Below are 15,102 nucleotides of genomic sequence, written 5' to 3'. Positions count from 1 at the left end.
TCGGCGGCTCAGGAGAGCAGTCCGCTGCGCAACGCCGTCGGGGAGTAGCCGAGCATCCGGCGGCACGTGCGCGAGAAGTGGGCGAGGTCCGCGAAGCCCGCGAGGTGCGCCGCGCTCGTCGCATCGAGGCGCGCGGACGCCGCCACCGCCACGAGGAGCCGGCGCCAGAGCTGGAAGGTGCGGATGGGCATTCCCACGTCGCGGACGAAGAGCGCGCGCAGGTGCGCCGGGGAGAGCCGCGTGCGCGCGGCGGCGAGGCGCCAGTCGGCGTCCGGAGTCCGCAGGGCCTTGAGGACCCGGGCGATGCGGGGGGCCGGCTCGGAGCGCGGCGATTCCTTCACGAGCCAGTCCGCGTATTCGTGTGCGAGGCCGGCGAGGACCTCGGGCTGGGACAGGGACGCGCGGTGCGCGGTGAGGGCCGATTCGAGCCTCGCCGCCAGCCGGCCCTCGAGCGGGAAGGCGCCGCCACGTCCGTGTGCGTAGCTCGCGACGTGGGAGGCCAGCTCCGGATCGTAGAGGAGCCCGAGCGTGGGTCCGGGGCTGGCCACGGCATGCGGCTGGTGGGCGGGCACCACCACCACCCGCCCGCGCACGCTCGCCCGGCCCGGTTCCGTCACCGTCACGTCTCCGTCCAGTCCGACGAGCAGCGCCGCACCGTGCTGCACGTGGAGTGTCGACTCCGTCGCCGTCGAGGCCCTCACCGCGAACGCTTCCGTGATGACCGCTCCCATCCGCGATTCGTTCAAGCGCCCCATGTCCCGCCCACCCTAACGTATCCCTCCGTTCCTCGATTCCGGGCCTGGAGGCCGTGAACGATGATGAACCTTTTCTCCGATGAGGTCCGCCGCGATCCCCATCCCGCGTACGCGCAGCTCCGCGGCCGCTCTCCCGTGCTGCATGAGCCGCACTCGGACCTGTGGATGCTCTTCGACTACGAGAGCGTGAAGCGCGCGCTCCAGGACCATGAGGCGTTCAGCTCCGTCGTGGCGCCTCCGTCCGCGATGACGTCCCAGTGGCTCGTCTTCATGGATCCGCCGCGCCACACGAAGCTGCGCGCCCTCATCATGCGCGCCTTCACCCCCCGGGCCGTGGCGAGCCTCGAGCCGCGCATCCTGGCGCTGTCCCACGAGTTGTTGGACCGGACGCGCTCGCGCGGGGAGATGGAGCTGGCCGAGGACTTCTCCGTCCCACTTCCCCTGAGGGTGATCGCCGAGATGCTCGGGGTTCCCCTCGCGGACCAGCCACGCTTCAAGCACTGGAGCGATGTGATGATGGCGCTCGGCTACGCCGTCACGGGCAGCGAGCAGGCGGCCCGGGTCCATCGGGAGTTCGCCGAGGTGACGGAGGAGATGCGCGCCTATGTCCGGGACCTGGCCGCGCAGCGGCGGGCGGCTCCGCGGGATGATCTGCTCCCGGGGGGAGAGGGGAGGTTGGGGCGAGTGGGGGGTGGATTCAGCGGTGCGGGAGGACGGCGTGGGCCGGGGCCGCCGCTCCCAGACTCTCGGGCTCGGGCCTCGTCCGGGGTGCTTCGGCCCGCTCGAGCGACCAGCCCGTCTTCAGTCCCACCACGAACCACGCGAGCAGCACCGCCCCCACCGCGAAGAGCACGTCCCCGGGCACCCGCAGCCAGCGCAGTGTGTCCATCAGCGGCGTCTGCATGAACTCCGCGCTGCGCGCCCACCACGTGCCCCGCTCGATGGCCGCTTGTGTCTGCAGCACCCCGATGGGCAACAGCGACAGCACCACCATCAACACCAGCCCCGCGTTGATGCTCCAGAAGGCCCACGCCAGCGGCTTCGTCTTCCACTTCGCGTCCGGCTGCATCATCCGGAACGAGAAGAGCATCAGTGCAATGCCCAGCATGCCGTACACCCCGAAGAGCGCCGTGTGGCCATGCAGCGGCGTCAGGTTGAGCCCCTGCATGTAGTAGAGCGCGATCGGCGGGTTGATGAGGAAGCCGAACAGGCCCGCGCCCACCAGGTTCCAGAACGCCACCCCGATGAAGAACAGGATGGGCCAGCGGTACTGCTCCATCCACCCCGGCAGCTTCGACAGGCGGATGTGGCTCCACACCTCGCGGCCCACCAGCACCAGCGGCACCACCTCCAGCGCGCTGAACGTCGCGCCCAGCGCCATCGCCGACGCCGGTGTCCCCGAGAAGTACAGGTGGTGGAACGTCCCGATGATGCCGCTGCCCAGGAAGATGGCGGTGGTGAAGAGCACCGCCGGCACCGCCGCTCGCGGCGACAACACCCCCAGCCGCGTGAAGAGGAAGGCCATCACCACCGTGGCGAACACCTCGAAGAAACCCTCCACCCACAGGTGCACCACCCACCAGCGCCAGTACTCCACCATGCCCATGTGGCTGCGCTGCCCGTACATCAACCCCGCCCCGTAGAAGGACGCGATGGCCAGCGAGGAGATGACGAAGAGCACCAACAACGGCTGGCCCTCGCTCGGCTTCTTCAGCGCCGGCCACACCGCCCGCGCCGTGAGGAACAGCCACACGAAGAGCCCCACGAAGAGGAAGATCTGCCAGAAGCGGCCCAGGTCCACGTACTCCCAGCCCTGGTGACCGAACCAGTACCAGTAGTCCCCGCTGCCCATCCGCTGCTGCACCGACGCCCACTGCCCGAAGAGCGCTCCCACCACGATGATGAGCAGGCACACGAAGAGGAAGTTGACGCCCGCCCGCTGGTACTTCGGCTCCACCCCGCTCACCGCCGGGCCCACGAAGAGGCCCGTGGCCAGCCACGCCGTGGCGATCCAGAAGATGCCCAGTTGCGTGTGCCAGCTGCGCGTCACCGCGTAGGGCAGGTACTTCGCCAGCGGCACGCCGTAGAAGCCCGCGCCCTCCACTCCGAAGTGCGCCGTCACTCCGCCCAGCCCCACCTGCGCCAGGAAGAGCGCCACCACCACCAGGAAGTACTTGCCCGTGGCCCGCTGGCTCGGGGTGAGCTGCATCCCGGAGAACGGATCCTTCGCGGGCGGCACCGGCTCCTCCTCTTCCTTCTTGCCGCTCAGGTACCAGACGAGCGCGCCCACGCCGGCGATCAGTAGCACCACCGAGGCCAGGCTCCACATCAGCACGCCCGGGGCCGGCTGGTTGCCCACCAGCGGCTCATGCGGCCAGTTCTGCGTGTAGCTGACGGTGTCCCCGGGCCGGTTCGTCGACGTCACCCAGCTCGTCCACCAGAAGAAGGCGCCCAGGTCCTTCAGCTTCTCGGGATTCGTGAGCGCTCCTTGGGGAATGGCGTAGGCCGAGCGGCCCTGGGAGAAGACGTCCGCGTAGTGGGCGGCGTTGTCACGCATCGCCTCGGCGCGGACGGGCTCCACCGTCACCGTGCCCGTGCTCGCGTCATACGTGTTGGTGCGCATCATCGCGGCGAGCCGCTCGCGCAACGCCGCCTGCCGCTCGGCCGGGGCCAGGGCATAGGAGGCGCGGCTCTCGGCGCGGGCCCAGGTGTCCAGCACGAAGGTGGCCTCGCGGTGCAGCCAGTCCGCGCTCCAGTCCGGCGCCACGTACGCGCCGTGGCCCCACACCGAGCCCACCTGCTGCCCTCCGATGGACTGCCACACGTTCTGTCCCCGCATGATGGACTCGCCCGTGAGCAGCACCGTGCCGTCCGGCGTCATCACCTTCTCGGGGATGGGTGGCAGCGTGCGCGAGATGCGGACTCCCTGGCCCCCCAGCACCAGGAAGGAAACGAGGACGACGGCGCCAAGGCCGAGCCAGAGCTTTCGGTGTTGCATGACCGCGTGCTCCTGAAAGGAGGGTGTCACCAGGTTGGGTCCTCCCAGAGCAAGGCCCGTTCCAGGCCGTTTCCCCTCGGGCCCACACGCTTCGTGCGCGCAACCGGTGCGTTCGCCAGCAGGGGGACGCAAAATGTGCATGGCTGGTACATGTTTGTGGGGAAGGGGGGCGGGGAGGCGAGGGGGTTGAAGTCGAGGGGCTCCTCGCGTGGAGTGCGCGGCCTTCCCGCGTTCGTTCCCCGGAGGTGCGTTGAGTTCCGCCGCGCTGGTGCTGGTGCTGTCGTCCGCGTTCTTCCACGCGCTGTGGAATGCGCTCCTCAAACGCCACGAGGATCCGGAGTCCGCCGTGGTGGGCGTCATCGCCGTCACCGTGGTGTGTGGGGCGCTCTGGGCGCTCGGCCTGGAGGGGGCGGCGTTTCCCACGTCCGCGGCCCTGTCCTGGTCGCTCGTGGCCGGGGTGCTGGAGAGCGGCTACCTCGTCGCGCTCGCGCGGGCGCTGCGCCGGGCGCCGCTGGGGCTGGCGTACACGGTGTCCCGGGGTGGCGCGCTGCTGCTCGTGTGGCCCGTGTCCGTGCTGTGGCTGGGCGAGCAGCTCACCCCCGGCTCCGTGGCCGGCGCGGCCCTGGTGGCGCTGGGCATGGCGGCGATGAACCTCGTGTTTCCCCGGGGCGCGGTGGGCGAGGGGGTGCTCTGGGCCCTGGTGAGCGCCGCGTGCATCGCCGGCTTCAACCTCGGCTACAAGCGCGCCCTGGGCGAGGGCGCCCAGCCTCCGGCCCTCTTCACGCTGTCACTCGGGGTGGCGCTGCCGTTGCTCGTCCTCATGCGCCGGCGCGAGGAGGCGGGCTGGGGGGTGCTGCGCCGCAAGGTGATGACCCGGCCCCTGCTCCTCGTGGTGGCCGGGCTGTTGTGTACGCTGTCCTTCTCGCTGTTGCTCCTGGCCCTGGTGCACAGCGGCACGGGCGCCGTGCTCACCCTGCGCAACACGTCCATCGCGTTCGCGCTGGGGCTCGGCGCGCTCCAGGGCGAGCGGATGGGACGGCGGCAACTGCTCGGTGCTGGACTGGTGATGCTCGGGGCCGTGTTGCTGGGGTGGCCCCGGCCTTGAGCTCCCGGCGCCCGGCACTGTCACCCAGAGGATGGAGCGGGGCAGGAGGGCCTTTCGTGAAGGACTCTGGACCCTGCACCGCGTCAGCCGCGTGCCAATGTTCCCGGCATGAACGCGCCTCCTCCGTCCCCCCGAACCGCCGTCATCCTCCTTCATGATGAAGAAGACGGCCCCGGGCAGCTCGGCCCCGCGTTGCGGCGCTCGGGCTTCTCCCTGGATGTCCGCACGCGAGAGCCACACCCGGAGGACACGGAGGCGGACCTGGTCGTGGTGATGGGGAAGTCGCTGGGCCACCCGGAGGGAGAGCCTCCCGCCTTGTGGGAGGAGGAGCGGCGCTTGCTGGCCCGCCGGTTGGAAGCGGGCCGGCCGAGCCTGGGCATCGGACTGGGCGCGCGGTTGCTCGCCACCGCGGCGGGGGCCCGTGTCGGCCCGGGTGAGAAGGGCCCGGTGCTGGGCGTGCATCCGGTGGCCCTGACGATGGAGGGACAGGCGGACCCGCTGTTCGCCGGCTTCGAGGAGTTCTTCGACGTCCTGCACTGGCAGGGGGACGCCATCGAGCCCATCCCGGGAGCGCAGGAGCTGATCTCGACGGCGCGCTATCCGCACCAGGCCTTCCGCGTGGGCAAGTCCTATGGTGTGCGGTTCCATCCCGAGGTGGATGGGGCCCTGTTCGAGCGGTGGGCTGGCCGCGCCCAGGAAGACGCGGGCCGCGTGGGGCTCACCGCCGAGGAGCTGTTGAAGCGGGAGGGGCCCCGGGTGCTGCGGGTGCAGCAACACGCGATGCTCCTGCTGGAGCGGCTGGCCGCCTTCTTCGCGCGGCAGGTGGGAGCGGGAGGCGGGGAGCGCTACCTCTTCACCGTGGATGCCATCCAACGGCTGGCGGGCCGGGGGGTGCTGCTCTCGCCCGGCATTCCCCGGCGCGCGCCCATCGTGCGGGTGGGGCAGACGCTCTCCCTCAAGCGGCCGGATGGCTCGCGCGTGGAGGGCACCGTGCGCGGCATGGCCAGCTTCGGGGATACCGGGTCGGCCATCCCCCTGCTGGTGCTGCTGGACTCGCCCGATGCCGAGGTGCCGCCCGGCTCGGAGGCCCTCACCTCGGAGCCCCTGACGGTATAGAAGAACCGGCAATGAAGCAGATCTTCCGGAACGAGTACTTCACCGCCCTGGTGGATGAAGGGACGGGCATCGTCCGCAACATTCGCGGCGACAAGCCGTTCACGTCGATGCGGGACCTGGAGGTCTCTTTCGAGGGGCTCATCAAGGCGCTGGATGACCTGGGCCGTGCCCGCCACACGCTCCTCATCGACATCCGGGCGGCTCCGGGCCGGAACGATCCCGAGTTCGAAGCGGCCCTCCAGCGTTTCCGCCTGCGGTGGATTGGTGGCTTCCGCAAGGTGGGGGTGCTCGTCCAGAGCGCCGTCGGGCTGCTGCAGGTCAAGCGTTACGCCAAGCAGGATGGCGTGACGCGGCTGGTGACGGACGACGAGGACGAGCTCGTGCGGTACCTCACCCAGACGGACTGAGACGGGCCCTACTTCCGCTTCGTCCGGGCCGCCGTCCTGGGGGCGCGCGTCTTCTCCGGTACGGGCTGCTTCCTGCGGGGGGCGGGGCTCCGGCTGCCGCGCAGGGGCTTGCCCTTCTTGTCGAAGAACACGTCGAACAGCTCACTGCCCGTGAGCCACGAGGGCGAGGCGGGCGCCGGAGCCACGTCGACGTTGCCGTCCTCGTCCTGGCGGAGCACGAGCACCTCCTCCTGCTCCAGCCCCGGCAGCAGCATCGCCGAGTGCGTGGTGGCGATGAACTGGAGCCGCGGGAAGATCTTCTTCAGCGCGGGAACGAGCGCCGTCTGCCAACGCGGGTGCAGGTGCAGGTCCAGCTCGTCCACGAGCACCAGCCCTTCCATCTTCTCGGGCGCCACGGGCTTGCCCGCCTCGAGCAGCATGTGGCCGATCAGATCCGCCAGCCAGGCGATGGAGCTCTGGTACCCGTGGGACAGCCACGTGGCGGGAACCTGGATGCGCTGGCCCCCCATCTCCAGCTCGAACCGGTGGGCGTCCAGCATGTCCTGCCGCGTGCGCACGATGCCCTGGCTCTTCAGCTCCAGGTCCACCAGGCCCGGCAGCAGGTTGCCCTCCAGCAGCACCTGCTTCAGCACCCGCGAGTACGCCTTCGCCTGCGCCGGCTCGAAGACGTCCGCGAAGCCGGTGGCGATCAGACCGCCCTGGTCGAAGAGGTTCGCCAGCCGCTGCTTGATGGGATCCGACAGGCCCACGCCCTGGATGGCGTTGGGACGGGGCAGGGCGCGCGCCACGCCGTAGCCCGCGACGAACCACCCCGGCAACTGCGTGCGGCGCGCCTCGCGGATGGGATCGAACACGCGCGTGTGCTCCACGCCCACGTATCTCGAGTTGCCCACCAGCTCGCGCCAGGTGCTCTTGGCCGCCACCGAGCTGCGCACATAGGGCGGCAGCGAGTGCTTCTTCTCCAGGCCCGGGTAGTCGCGCGCCTTGTGGCCCTCCGTGCCGAAGGTGAACTCGGCGCCGATGAGCATCAGCTCGCTGGAGGGCAGCCGCCGGTCCGGCAGGGAGGTGACATCCGCCAGCTCGCTGCCCAGCGACGAGCCGCTCGCGGCGAGGGCGATGGCCTGGAGGACGGCCGTCTTGCACAGCCCGTTCTCCCCGACGAAGACCGTCCAGGGCCGGATCTCCCCGTCCGAGCGGGTGAAGGAGATGGCGACGTCCCTCAGGAGCTTCAGGTTCTGGAGCGTGAGGCTGCGCAGGTACATGCGGAGGGCCAACGTGAGCGGGTGGGGCCGCACCATATCCTCACCGGGCCCCCTTGTGGGCATTCGTGAGATGTTGGAGCCCCAGGGGACGTGGGCACCGGATGTAGGGAACTCTTACGGCCATACGGCTCTTCTCCGGCCATACGGTCCGTACGGGGTGACGCCCGCGTGAAGTATCAGGGGGCCATGGGAAGCAGGGGGCGAAGCGAGTTAAAAAGAGAGCCCCCACTCATGGAGGTTGTATGAAGTTCCCCTCGTACGCCGCTGCTGGAGTCCTCTCGGCGTGCCTGCTGTCCGCCCCCGCCTTCGCCAATTCCACCGGTATGACCGGCAACTCGGGCAAGTCCGCCGCGACGTGCTCCTCCTGCCACAGCGGTGGTACGGCGCCCACGGTCACGCTCACCGGTCCCTCGTCGCTCGCCGCGGGCGCGACGGGCGAGTACACGCTCACCATCACCGGGGGTCCGGGCCTGAGGGGCGGCATGAACGTGGCCGTGGACAACACGGCGGCGTCGCTCGAGCCCGGCACGGGCTCGAAGAAGCAGAGCAACGAGCTCACCCATAACGCGCCCAAGCCCGCCGCCAGCGGCGCCATCACCTTCAACTTCTCGCTGGTTGCGCCCCCCTCGGCCGGCTCCGTGAAGATCTTCGCCGCTGGCAACTCGGTCAACGGTGACAACAATTCCACTGGAGACGCAGCCGCGACGACGTCGCTGACCGTGAACGTCACCGGCAACAACGAGCCGCAGGAAGAGGAGGGTGGTTGCTCCTCCGCCGGTGGCGCCCCGGTGCTGGCGTTCGCGCTGACCACGGGCCTGGCGCTGCTGCGCCGCCGCCGCCGTAGCTGAGCCATCCGCTGTTGCGTACCTCCTCCCGTGTCCGGCTGGGGCCCGGGAGGAGGGCAGTCCCCCGCCGTCCCCCCGTGTCTCCTGCTCCCGAGTCCCCCCGTGCTGCCTTCCCTCCGCTCGCGCAACATGTTCCAGCCGCTGTCTCGCGTCTGCTGCGGCCTCCTCTCCGCGCTGCTGGTGCTCGCCGCTCCGGCGGCCGAGGCCGCTCCCAAGAAGTCCGCGAAGTCGTCGAAGTCGTCCCGGACGCGCGCCTCCAAGCCAGCTGCCGCGGAGCCGGTCGCTCAGCCCGCCGCCGCCGAGCCCGCTCCCGCCGAGCCCGCCCCCGCGGCCGAGGCGAAAGCGGCTCCCGAGCCCGCCGTGGAGACGAAGGTCGCCGAGGCGCCGCCTCCCCGGCCCGCCCGTGAGTCCAAGGTCGTGGCGGAAGCCCGGCCCGCTCCGGCGCAGAAGTCCTCGGCGTCCCGTTCCGCCGCGAAGGGCAAGGACGAGGCGCCCCTCGTTTCGGGCCCCATGCGCATCGGCTTGAGCCCCGACCTCTACCTGGAAGGGGCGCGGATGTCGGGCGTGCAGTACATCAACGCCACGCGTCTGGATGAGTCCTTCGACTACTCGGCGGGCTTCCTGTCCATCACGGCCTGGGTGAACACGCCCGTGCCCGCGGTGAGCGAGCGGCTGCGTCTGGGCGCGGGCGTGCGCATCTTCGGCAACTACGCCGCGTCCGGAGGCCAGCAGTTCGGCTTCGGCATCTACAACGAGCTGTTCGCCTCCGGCGAGTACGGCCTGCCCGTCGCCGACAAGATGGAGGTCGTCTTCGCCGCCCGCGCGGGCCTCTCCCTCCTCATCCCCGGCCTCGAGTTCGCGGAGACGATCTCCCGGCTCCAGACCCAGGGAGTGGCCGTGTGGAGCGTGCCGCGCGTGGGCTGGCTGCTGGGCCCGTCCGTGGGCGCGCGGCGGCGCATGTCCGACAAAATCTGGCTGCGCGCGGATGTGCTCGGCCAGATTGGACAGCAGTACCTCTTCGCCACGAGCCAGGAGATCTCCGGCTTCAACTACTCCAAGAACTGGAGCACCCTGGGGCTGCGCCTGGGGCTGTCTGTCGGAGCTGAATTCTCCCTCTGAAGCACCCTTTTTCGCAGGGAGTCGTGCATGACTGTGTCTCGGACGCTCTTCCTTTCCGTCCTCACCCTGTTGGCCGCGTGCCAGCCCACCTACACCTTCGAGCCAGACCATGTGGCCCAGGGCCCCGGTGGCATGGTGGGCAACGGCGATCCCATCACCTCGGGCACCTTCGCGGGAGGGGATGACACCCTGCCCGCGGCGCGCGCGGTGGGCTCTCTCCCCAACGAGACGCGCCCGCCCGACTGCGACGCGGACTGCGTGGCGTACTGCAACGGGGCGGGGCTACAGAATCCCGTCAACCGCGGCCTGTGCCGCAGCCTCTGGGGCGTGGGCCTGTCCAACCGGCCCATCCTGCACGCCGAGGCCTGCCGCCGGCTCTTCGTGGACATGCTGGGGCGCGTGCCCGGCGCGGACGAGGCCGAGGCCACGTGCGTGGACGGGTGGGGCGCCACGGTGAAGCGGTTGATGGAGATGGACGAGTTCATCCTCATCCAGCAGCGCCGGGCCGCGGACCGCTTCCTCTACAGCAACGAGGTGACGAGCATCCAGGCCATCTACGACATGGACCGGTTGGTGGAGAAGCTCTACCGCGGCAAGGTGCCGTATGACCTGTTCGCCGCGGTGGTGAGCGCCCACCCCGTGTTGACCCGCCGCTACGCGGACCCGGGTGACAAGGCGGAGGCGCTCTTCACCCACTTCCTGGGCCGCCCGCCCTTCGAGCACGAGCGCGCGGACATGTCGCGCCTCTACAAGCTGTGGCACTCGGGCTACTACGATCATCCTCAGATGGGCCTGCGCCTGCCGGACGCCTTCATCCGCTTCCGCTGCCTGGACGACAACGGACAGGTGGACGAGGTGTCGCGCGGTGAGTGCGCCAGCGTGCTGTGGGGCTACAACGAGCTCATCTTCACCCCGGACCTGCGCGCCTCGCGCGACCCGGGGCTGCGCGAGACCACGATGTGGAGCGGCCTGCTCAAGCCCGAGGAGTGGGCGAAGTTGCAGACGCCGGGCCGCATCCTCTCGCGCGACATGGCCTTCTGGGAGCGCGCGGTGGACGAGGTGCTCGTGCAGTACCTGGGCTATGAGCTGTCCGCGAGCGTGCCCGAGGTGCGGGAGGAGCTGGTGCGCTGGCTGCTGGAGAATGACGGCGACATCCGCTCGGTGCACTACGCGGTGGCCACCTCCGCCGCCTACCTCCAGTCCGCCGAGGGCGCCTCGGCCTCCGCCTACCGGTGGACCTATGGTCCGCTCAAGCAGGTGAACGCCGAGGTGTGGATCGACTCCATGGCGCGTAACACCGGCTTCGAGCTGCCCGGCTGCGACCACCGCATCAGCCAGCCCGAGGCCCTGCTGGACTCGGGAAGTGTCGCCAGCTTCAGCCTGCTGCAGGAGTCGCGCTGGCAGCTGGACAAGGAGGGCGAGCTGGACGAGCGCTACTCGGACCTGGCGCGCACCCTGGGCGGCTGCCCGGAGAACGTGTCGGGCGGGCGCTTCCGCGTGGTGAGCATCCTCACCACCGCCACCCAGCTGTCCTTCGTGCAGGAGCTGTGCAACCCCACCCTGGACCCCAGGGTGAAGGGGGCCGCGGTGGAGAAGCTGCTGCCCGAGGGGGTGAGCCCGAGCCGCGCTGTTGACCCGGACCTGGCCGAGCAGATCGCCACCCACCAGTACCGGCTGCTGCTCGGCCGCACGCCGGATGCCACCGAGAAGGCCGAGGCCCGCGAGGCGGGCACCGCGTGTGCCCAGACCCTCTGCAAGGCCGAGGAGTTCGCCCGTCCCTACTGCTTCGCGCTGCTCGGCAGTGCCGAGCGCGTCTTCTACTAGCCCCGGAGCCCCTTCCCATGTCCGACTCCGATGACAAGAAGTCCGTTGTTCTTGGCCGCCGCCGGCTGTTGCAGGGGCTGGGCGCTGGCACCGCCGCGCTGGCCTTCCCCCACCTGTGGCTGCCGGGCGAGGCCCGTGCCCAGACGCCCGGGCACGGCAGCGTCCGCCACCTCATCTACATCCGCCTGTCCGGCGGCTTCCGCTTCACCACCGCCTTCAACAGCGACGTGGCGGACGAGTTCAACCCCTTCGGCCTCTCGGACAAGCGCGCGTCCGGCACCGAGTGGGGCGCGGGCAGGCTGCTGGAGCGCGCCACGTGGTTGGAGGGTGAGGCCAACAAGCCCCGGCGAGACCTGGGGATGAAGCCCGTCACCGACTTCACCAACGAGATGTGCGTGCTGCCGTGCGTGGACCACGAGCCCTTCTCGGCGCGCGCGGACGGGGGCCACGGCACGGGCCTGGAGCGCTTCCTCACGGGCTACGTGGGGGGGGCCACCGGCTTCCTCACACTCGTCAACTACGGGGTGCGCGAGCGCGTGAAGGAGGCGGCCTCGCGGGGCGTCACCCTGCTGCCGGCCTTCAGCATGGGCGAGGCGGGCATGGCCACGGGCGCGGGCGACTACGCCACCTACCGGCCGCCGGTGCTGGAGGGCAGCGGCTTCGAGCGCTTCAGCGTGGACCCGGACTCGACGCTGCCGGCGTGGGCCAAGGCCCTTCCCGGCAAGATGGACGCCCGCTTCCACGCGCGGCTGCACACGGCGCTGCGCGGCGGCGTGGAGACGTACCAGCAGACGCGCAAGGCCACGAGCGACTACGGGAAGATCTTCCGCGACCCCCTGCTGCGGGTGAGCGGCGAAGGGCAGGCCTCGCAGGAGCAGGTGGACGGCATCAGCAACGCCGAGCTGCGCACGCTGCTGGGCACGGACGGCACGGGCCAGCGGGCGGCGCTCGCGCTGCGCCTCTTCCACTTCGGCTGCCCGGCGGTGTTCCTCAACCAGGGCGGTTACGACTACCACTCGCGCGAGGACATGGAGCTGCCGAACGAGATGGACGCGGCCAACCGGCTGGTGAGTGGCCTGCGCACGGCCCTCCAGAAGATGCAGCACCCCGAGGGCGGGACGTACTGGGACAAGACGCTGGTGGTGCTCGGCAGCGAGTTCGGCCGCACCACGGGCGGCAGCCGTTACAACTCCGCCAACGGCAGTGACCACGGCAGCGACCTGGCCACCCGGTGGATGTCCATGCCCTTCATGGGCGGTGTCATCATCGCCGCGGGCAAGGGCGGCAAGAGCCTCGGCTCGGTGAACCGCTCCAACCTCAAGGCCACCGGCCAGGTGTATTCGTACCGTTCCGTGCTCAAGACGATGTTGGACATGCTCGGTGCCGACCACCAGGGCATCTTCCCCGCCGACGCCCCCATCCAGGACTTCTTCGCATGAAGCGCTCTCTTCTCGCCGCCACTCTCGGAGCCCTGGCGCTGGCCTGCGGCTCTCCGGGCTCCAACACGGATGACCCGGGCACCATCCCCTTCGACCCGCAGCGCCCCACGCCGGCTGGCACTTCGAACGTGACGCCGTACACCGGCTCGGACGTGGATGTGCTGGGGGCCCAGCTCATCTATCCCACGGGGATTGATCTGCACCGCAAGCTGGTGATGCGCACCTGCAGCGGCACCAACGGCGTGTGCCACAACCAGAAGGAGTACCCGGATCTGCACACGCCGGGGACCTTCATGGCCTCCATTGGCGCTCCGTGCAACGTGCAGTCGGGAACCGCGACCGGTGTGTTCGACCGGTGCGAGCGCCTGGGAGACCGCTTCCGCTTCAGCGAGCCGGCCTTCAAGGAGATAGAGATTGGCTGGTTCGAGCTCGTCCGCGGAGAGACTCCGGAGCTGGGGGGAGGGACGCGGCCGGACGAGAGCACGCCGGGCCTGCACCTGCACCTGCACGACGCGGTGCCGGTGAACAGCGAACGCATCAACGCCACGGGCACGTTCATCCGCAACTTCATCAACGACCAGGGCGACGTGCAGGAACTGGCCTTCGCCAGCTACGAGACGCGCTGGTGGATTCTCGGTGACCGGAAGCACCTCTTCGCCGAGGTGCGCGAGAACCAGCGCGACACCGTGGAGGGCCTGGTGGCGAGCGGCATCGTCCAGGGGGACCAGAACCGCAACGACATCTACGGGGCGCGCATCATCGGCAACACCGTGCCGCTCATCAAGCCGGGCAGGCCCGAGGAGAGCTACCTGGTGGCGCGCCTGCGCGGGTACATGAAGGCGTCCACGGGAGAGGAGCAGCCGGTGCCCGGCACGCGCATGCCGCTGGCCAACCAGCCGCCCAACGTGCAGGACATGCTGGCGCTGATGTGTTTCATCGAGGGGCTCGATCTGAACGCCAGGCAGTGGAGCCTGAGCTCGGCCATCGACTACAACACGTGCTCGTACTCGGAGAACCCGTCGGCCCTGAGCCTCGCGGGCTCCGGGGACACGTGGAGCGCGCGCGTGCTGCCCATCCTCCAGTCCAACTGCGGCGGCTGCCATGGTGGCGAGAATCCGCAGGGCGGGTTGAACCTGCTCGGCACCTCGCACGAGGTCTACGAGCGACTGGTGCTCAAGCCCTCCCTCCAGAAGCCCACGATGAACCTCATCCAGCCGGGCAGCCTGGACAAGAGCTACCTGGTCCTCAAGCTCACGGGTGACGGCAGCATCGTTGGCGCCCGGATGCCCATCAACCCGCTCAACGGCAACTCGCCGCTGCCCGATGAGGAGCGCCAGTCCATCGAGAACTGGGTGTTCCTCTCCGGAGCCGTGGAGAACTGAAGTGGGCAGGGGCCGGGAGTTATCTCCCGGCCCTTCGCTTCTTCTCCTCCTCCCATTCACTCAACGCGGAGGCCACGGGGTGAAGCGTATGGCGCTTCAGCCTCTTGTGGTGCACCGCGAGGTGGCTCTCCCCTGCGATGGAGATGAAACCAAAGGGAGAAACCGGGTGCTCTGAGAGCCATGCTGATGCGTCCTCGCGGCTTTCGAAGGATGGCACCGCGGGAGGTAGTCCTCTCGCAGTGAGCGCTTCGATATAGGGCTCGATGACGTAATCGCGAGCGATGGAGCGAGCGTTATCTTCGCGAGAGCACCACACCCGATGGTACTCGTCGCCGATGATGATTCGAGCGGGGCTTGGCGGCTCCACGAGTCCCCGCAGCCATGCTTCCGCCTCGTCTCGCGTCGCGAACCAGGCCATGGCGAGCGGGGCATATTCGAGCCGGTTCTTGACGTAGTCGTCGAATGCATCGGCCTGGCCCGTGTCGGCGATGAAGTCGAGAAGGCGGGTGAGAACGAGCACGGACTGTCTCTGTTCAGGCTCGGTCGTTTCGTCCCACACTTTCAGGAGGAGCTCCATCGCTTGTCGCGCGCTCCCTTTCGTGAGCGCCTGTAACGCGGCGCTTGGATGTGGACGAGTAGCAGGGTCGCGCCCCTCGAGATGAGCCTCGAACCGATAGGCCTGGCCTGTTTCTCGGATGAAGGACGGGAGTTCATAAAGGTAGTCCCAGAGTTCTTTTTCCTCTGCTTGACCCTTGGCCCTGGCAGCGCTCCATCGGGGCGAAGTGAATTGCGATGCGTCCGCGAAGACCTCTTCGATTTTCACGGTGTCATCTCCGCGATCGGGGCCGTG

General features: G+C 69.5%; 13 protein-coding genes. 8 read left to right on the top strand and 5 right to left on the bottom strand.

Going from position 1 to position 15,102, the window contains the following annotated elements; all coding sequences use genetic code 11:
* Positions 1–8: 8 nt before the first annotated feature.
* The 3 genes from Q664_RS50935 to Q664_RS50925 all read right to left on the bottom strand — a co-directional run bounded on the left by Q664_RS50935 (position 9) and on the right by Q664_RS50925 (position 3,753).
* Positions 9–755: an AraC family transcriptional regulator gene (locus Q664_RS50935; RefSeq protein WP_043414732.1), complete on the bottom strand. Its 747-nt coding sequence runs from the start codon at positions 753–755 to the stop codon at positions 9–11.
* Between the two features lie 176 nt (positions 756–931).
* Positions 932–1,252 carry a hypothetical protein gene (locus Q664_RS50930; RefSeq protein ID WP_043414729.1) on the bottom strand — a complete coding sequence of 107 codons (321 nt, stop codon included), beginning with the start codon at positions 1,250–1,252 and terminating at the stop codon, positions 932–934.
* 200 nt (positions 1,253–1,452) lie between these two features.
* The gene (locus Q664_RS50925) at positions 1,453–3,753 is read right to left on the bottom strand and encodes a nitric-oxide reductase large subunit (RefSeq protein WP_063934918.1); all 2,301 of its coding nucleotides are present in this window, start codon (positions 3,751–3,753) and stop codon (positions 1,453–1,455) included.
* 250 nt (positions 3,754–4,003) lie between these two features.
* Here Q664_RS50925 and Q664_RS50920 point away from each other — a divergent pair, with 250 nt between their 5' ends.
* The 3 genes from Q664_RS50920 (at position 4,004) to Q664_RS50910 (ending at position 6,381) form a co-directional block, all read left to right on the top strand.
* Positions 4,004–4,858, top strand: a complete 855-nt coding sequence (locus Q664_RS50920) for an EamA family transporter (RefSeq protein ID WP_043414775.1) — start codon at positions 4,004–4,006, stop codon at positions 4,856–4,858.
* Positions 4,859–4,966: 108 nt separating this feature from the next.
* Positions 4,967–5,974, top strand: coding sequence for a type 1 glutamine amidotransferase (locus tag Q664_RS50915; RefSeq protein WP_084611028.1), 1,008 nt, complete (start codon positions 4,967–4,969; stop codon positions 5,972–5,974).
* An 11-nt stretch (positions 5,975–5,985) separates the two neighbouring features.
* On the top strand, positions 5,986–6,381 hold the full coding sequence (locus Q664_RS50910; RefSeq protein ID WP_043414725.1) for a hypothetical protein: 396 nt from the start codon (positions 5,986–5,988) through the stop codon (positions 6,379–6,381).
* Positions 6,382–6,389: 8 nt separating this feature from the next.
* Here the strand turns inward: Q664_RS50910 and Q664_RS53965 are convergent, their stop codons facing one another.
* Complete coding sequence (locus Q664_RS53965) at positions 6,390–7,679, bottom strand: AAA family ATPase (RefSeq protein ID WP_052519743.1); 1,290 nt, start codon at positions 7,677–7,679, stop codon at positions 6,390–6,392.
* 206 nt (positions 7,680–7,885) lie between these two features.
* Here Q664_RS53965 and Q664_RS50900 point away from each other — a divergent pair, with 206 nt between their 5' ends.
* From Q664_RS50900 to Q664_RS50875, 5 genes are all read left to right on the top strand, one after another.
* Positions 7,886–8,491, top strand: coding sequence for an MXAN_6652 family MXYO-CTERM-anchored protein (locus Q664_RS50900; RefSeq protein WP_043414723.1), 606 nt, complete (start codon positions 7,886–7,888; stop codon positions 8,489–8,491).
* Between the two features lie 99 nt (positions 8,492–8,590).
* Positions 8,591–9,607: a hypothetical protein gene (locus tag Q664_RS53960; protein ID WP_052519742.1), complete on the top strand. Its 1,017-nt coding sequence runs from the start codon at positions 8,591–8,593 to the stop codon at positions 9,605–9,607.
* Between the two features lie 27 nt (positions 9,608–9,634).
* Positions 9,635–11,431: a hypothetical protein gene (locus tag Q664_RS50885; protein ID WP_043414720.1), complete on the top strand. Its 1,797-nt coding sequence runs from the start codon at positions 9,635–9,637 to the stop codon at positions 11,429–11,431.
* A gap of 17 nt (positions 11,432–11,448) precedes the next feature.
* Positions 11,449–12,870, top strand: a complete 1,422-nt coding sequence (locus tag Q664_RS50880) for a DUF1501 domain-containing protein (RefSeq protein WP_043414716.1) — start codon at positions 11,449–11,451, stop codon at positions 12,868–12,870.
* Positions 12,867–14,252, top strand: coding sequence for a hypothetical protein (locus Q664_RS50875; protein WP_043414714.1), 1,386 nt, complete (start codon positions 12,867–12,869; stop codon positions 14,250–14,252). The genes Q664_RS50880 and Q664_RS50875 overlap by 4 nt, the downstream gene beginning before the upstream one ends.
* Positions 14,253–14,271: 19 nt before the next feature.
* Here Q664_RS50875 and Q664_RS61980 read toward each other — a convergent pair whose 3' ends face one another.
* Entirely contained in the window at positions 14,272–15,075 is an 804-nt protein-coding gene (locus Q664_RS61980) for a hypothetical protein (protein WP_235217199.1), read from the bottom strand.
* Positions 15,076–15,102: the final 27 nt, after the last annotated feature.

This window comes from Archangium violaceum Cb vi76, from assembly GCF_000733295.1.
GTDB lineage: Bacteria > Myxococcota > Myxococcia > Myxococcales > Myxococcaceae > Archangium > Archangium violaceum.
The sequence above is the reverse complement of the archived record's forward strand: the minus strand, read 5'-3'. Positions and strand labels throughout refer to the sequence as shown.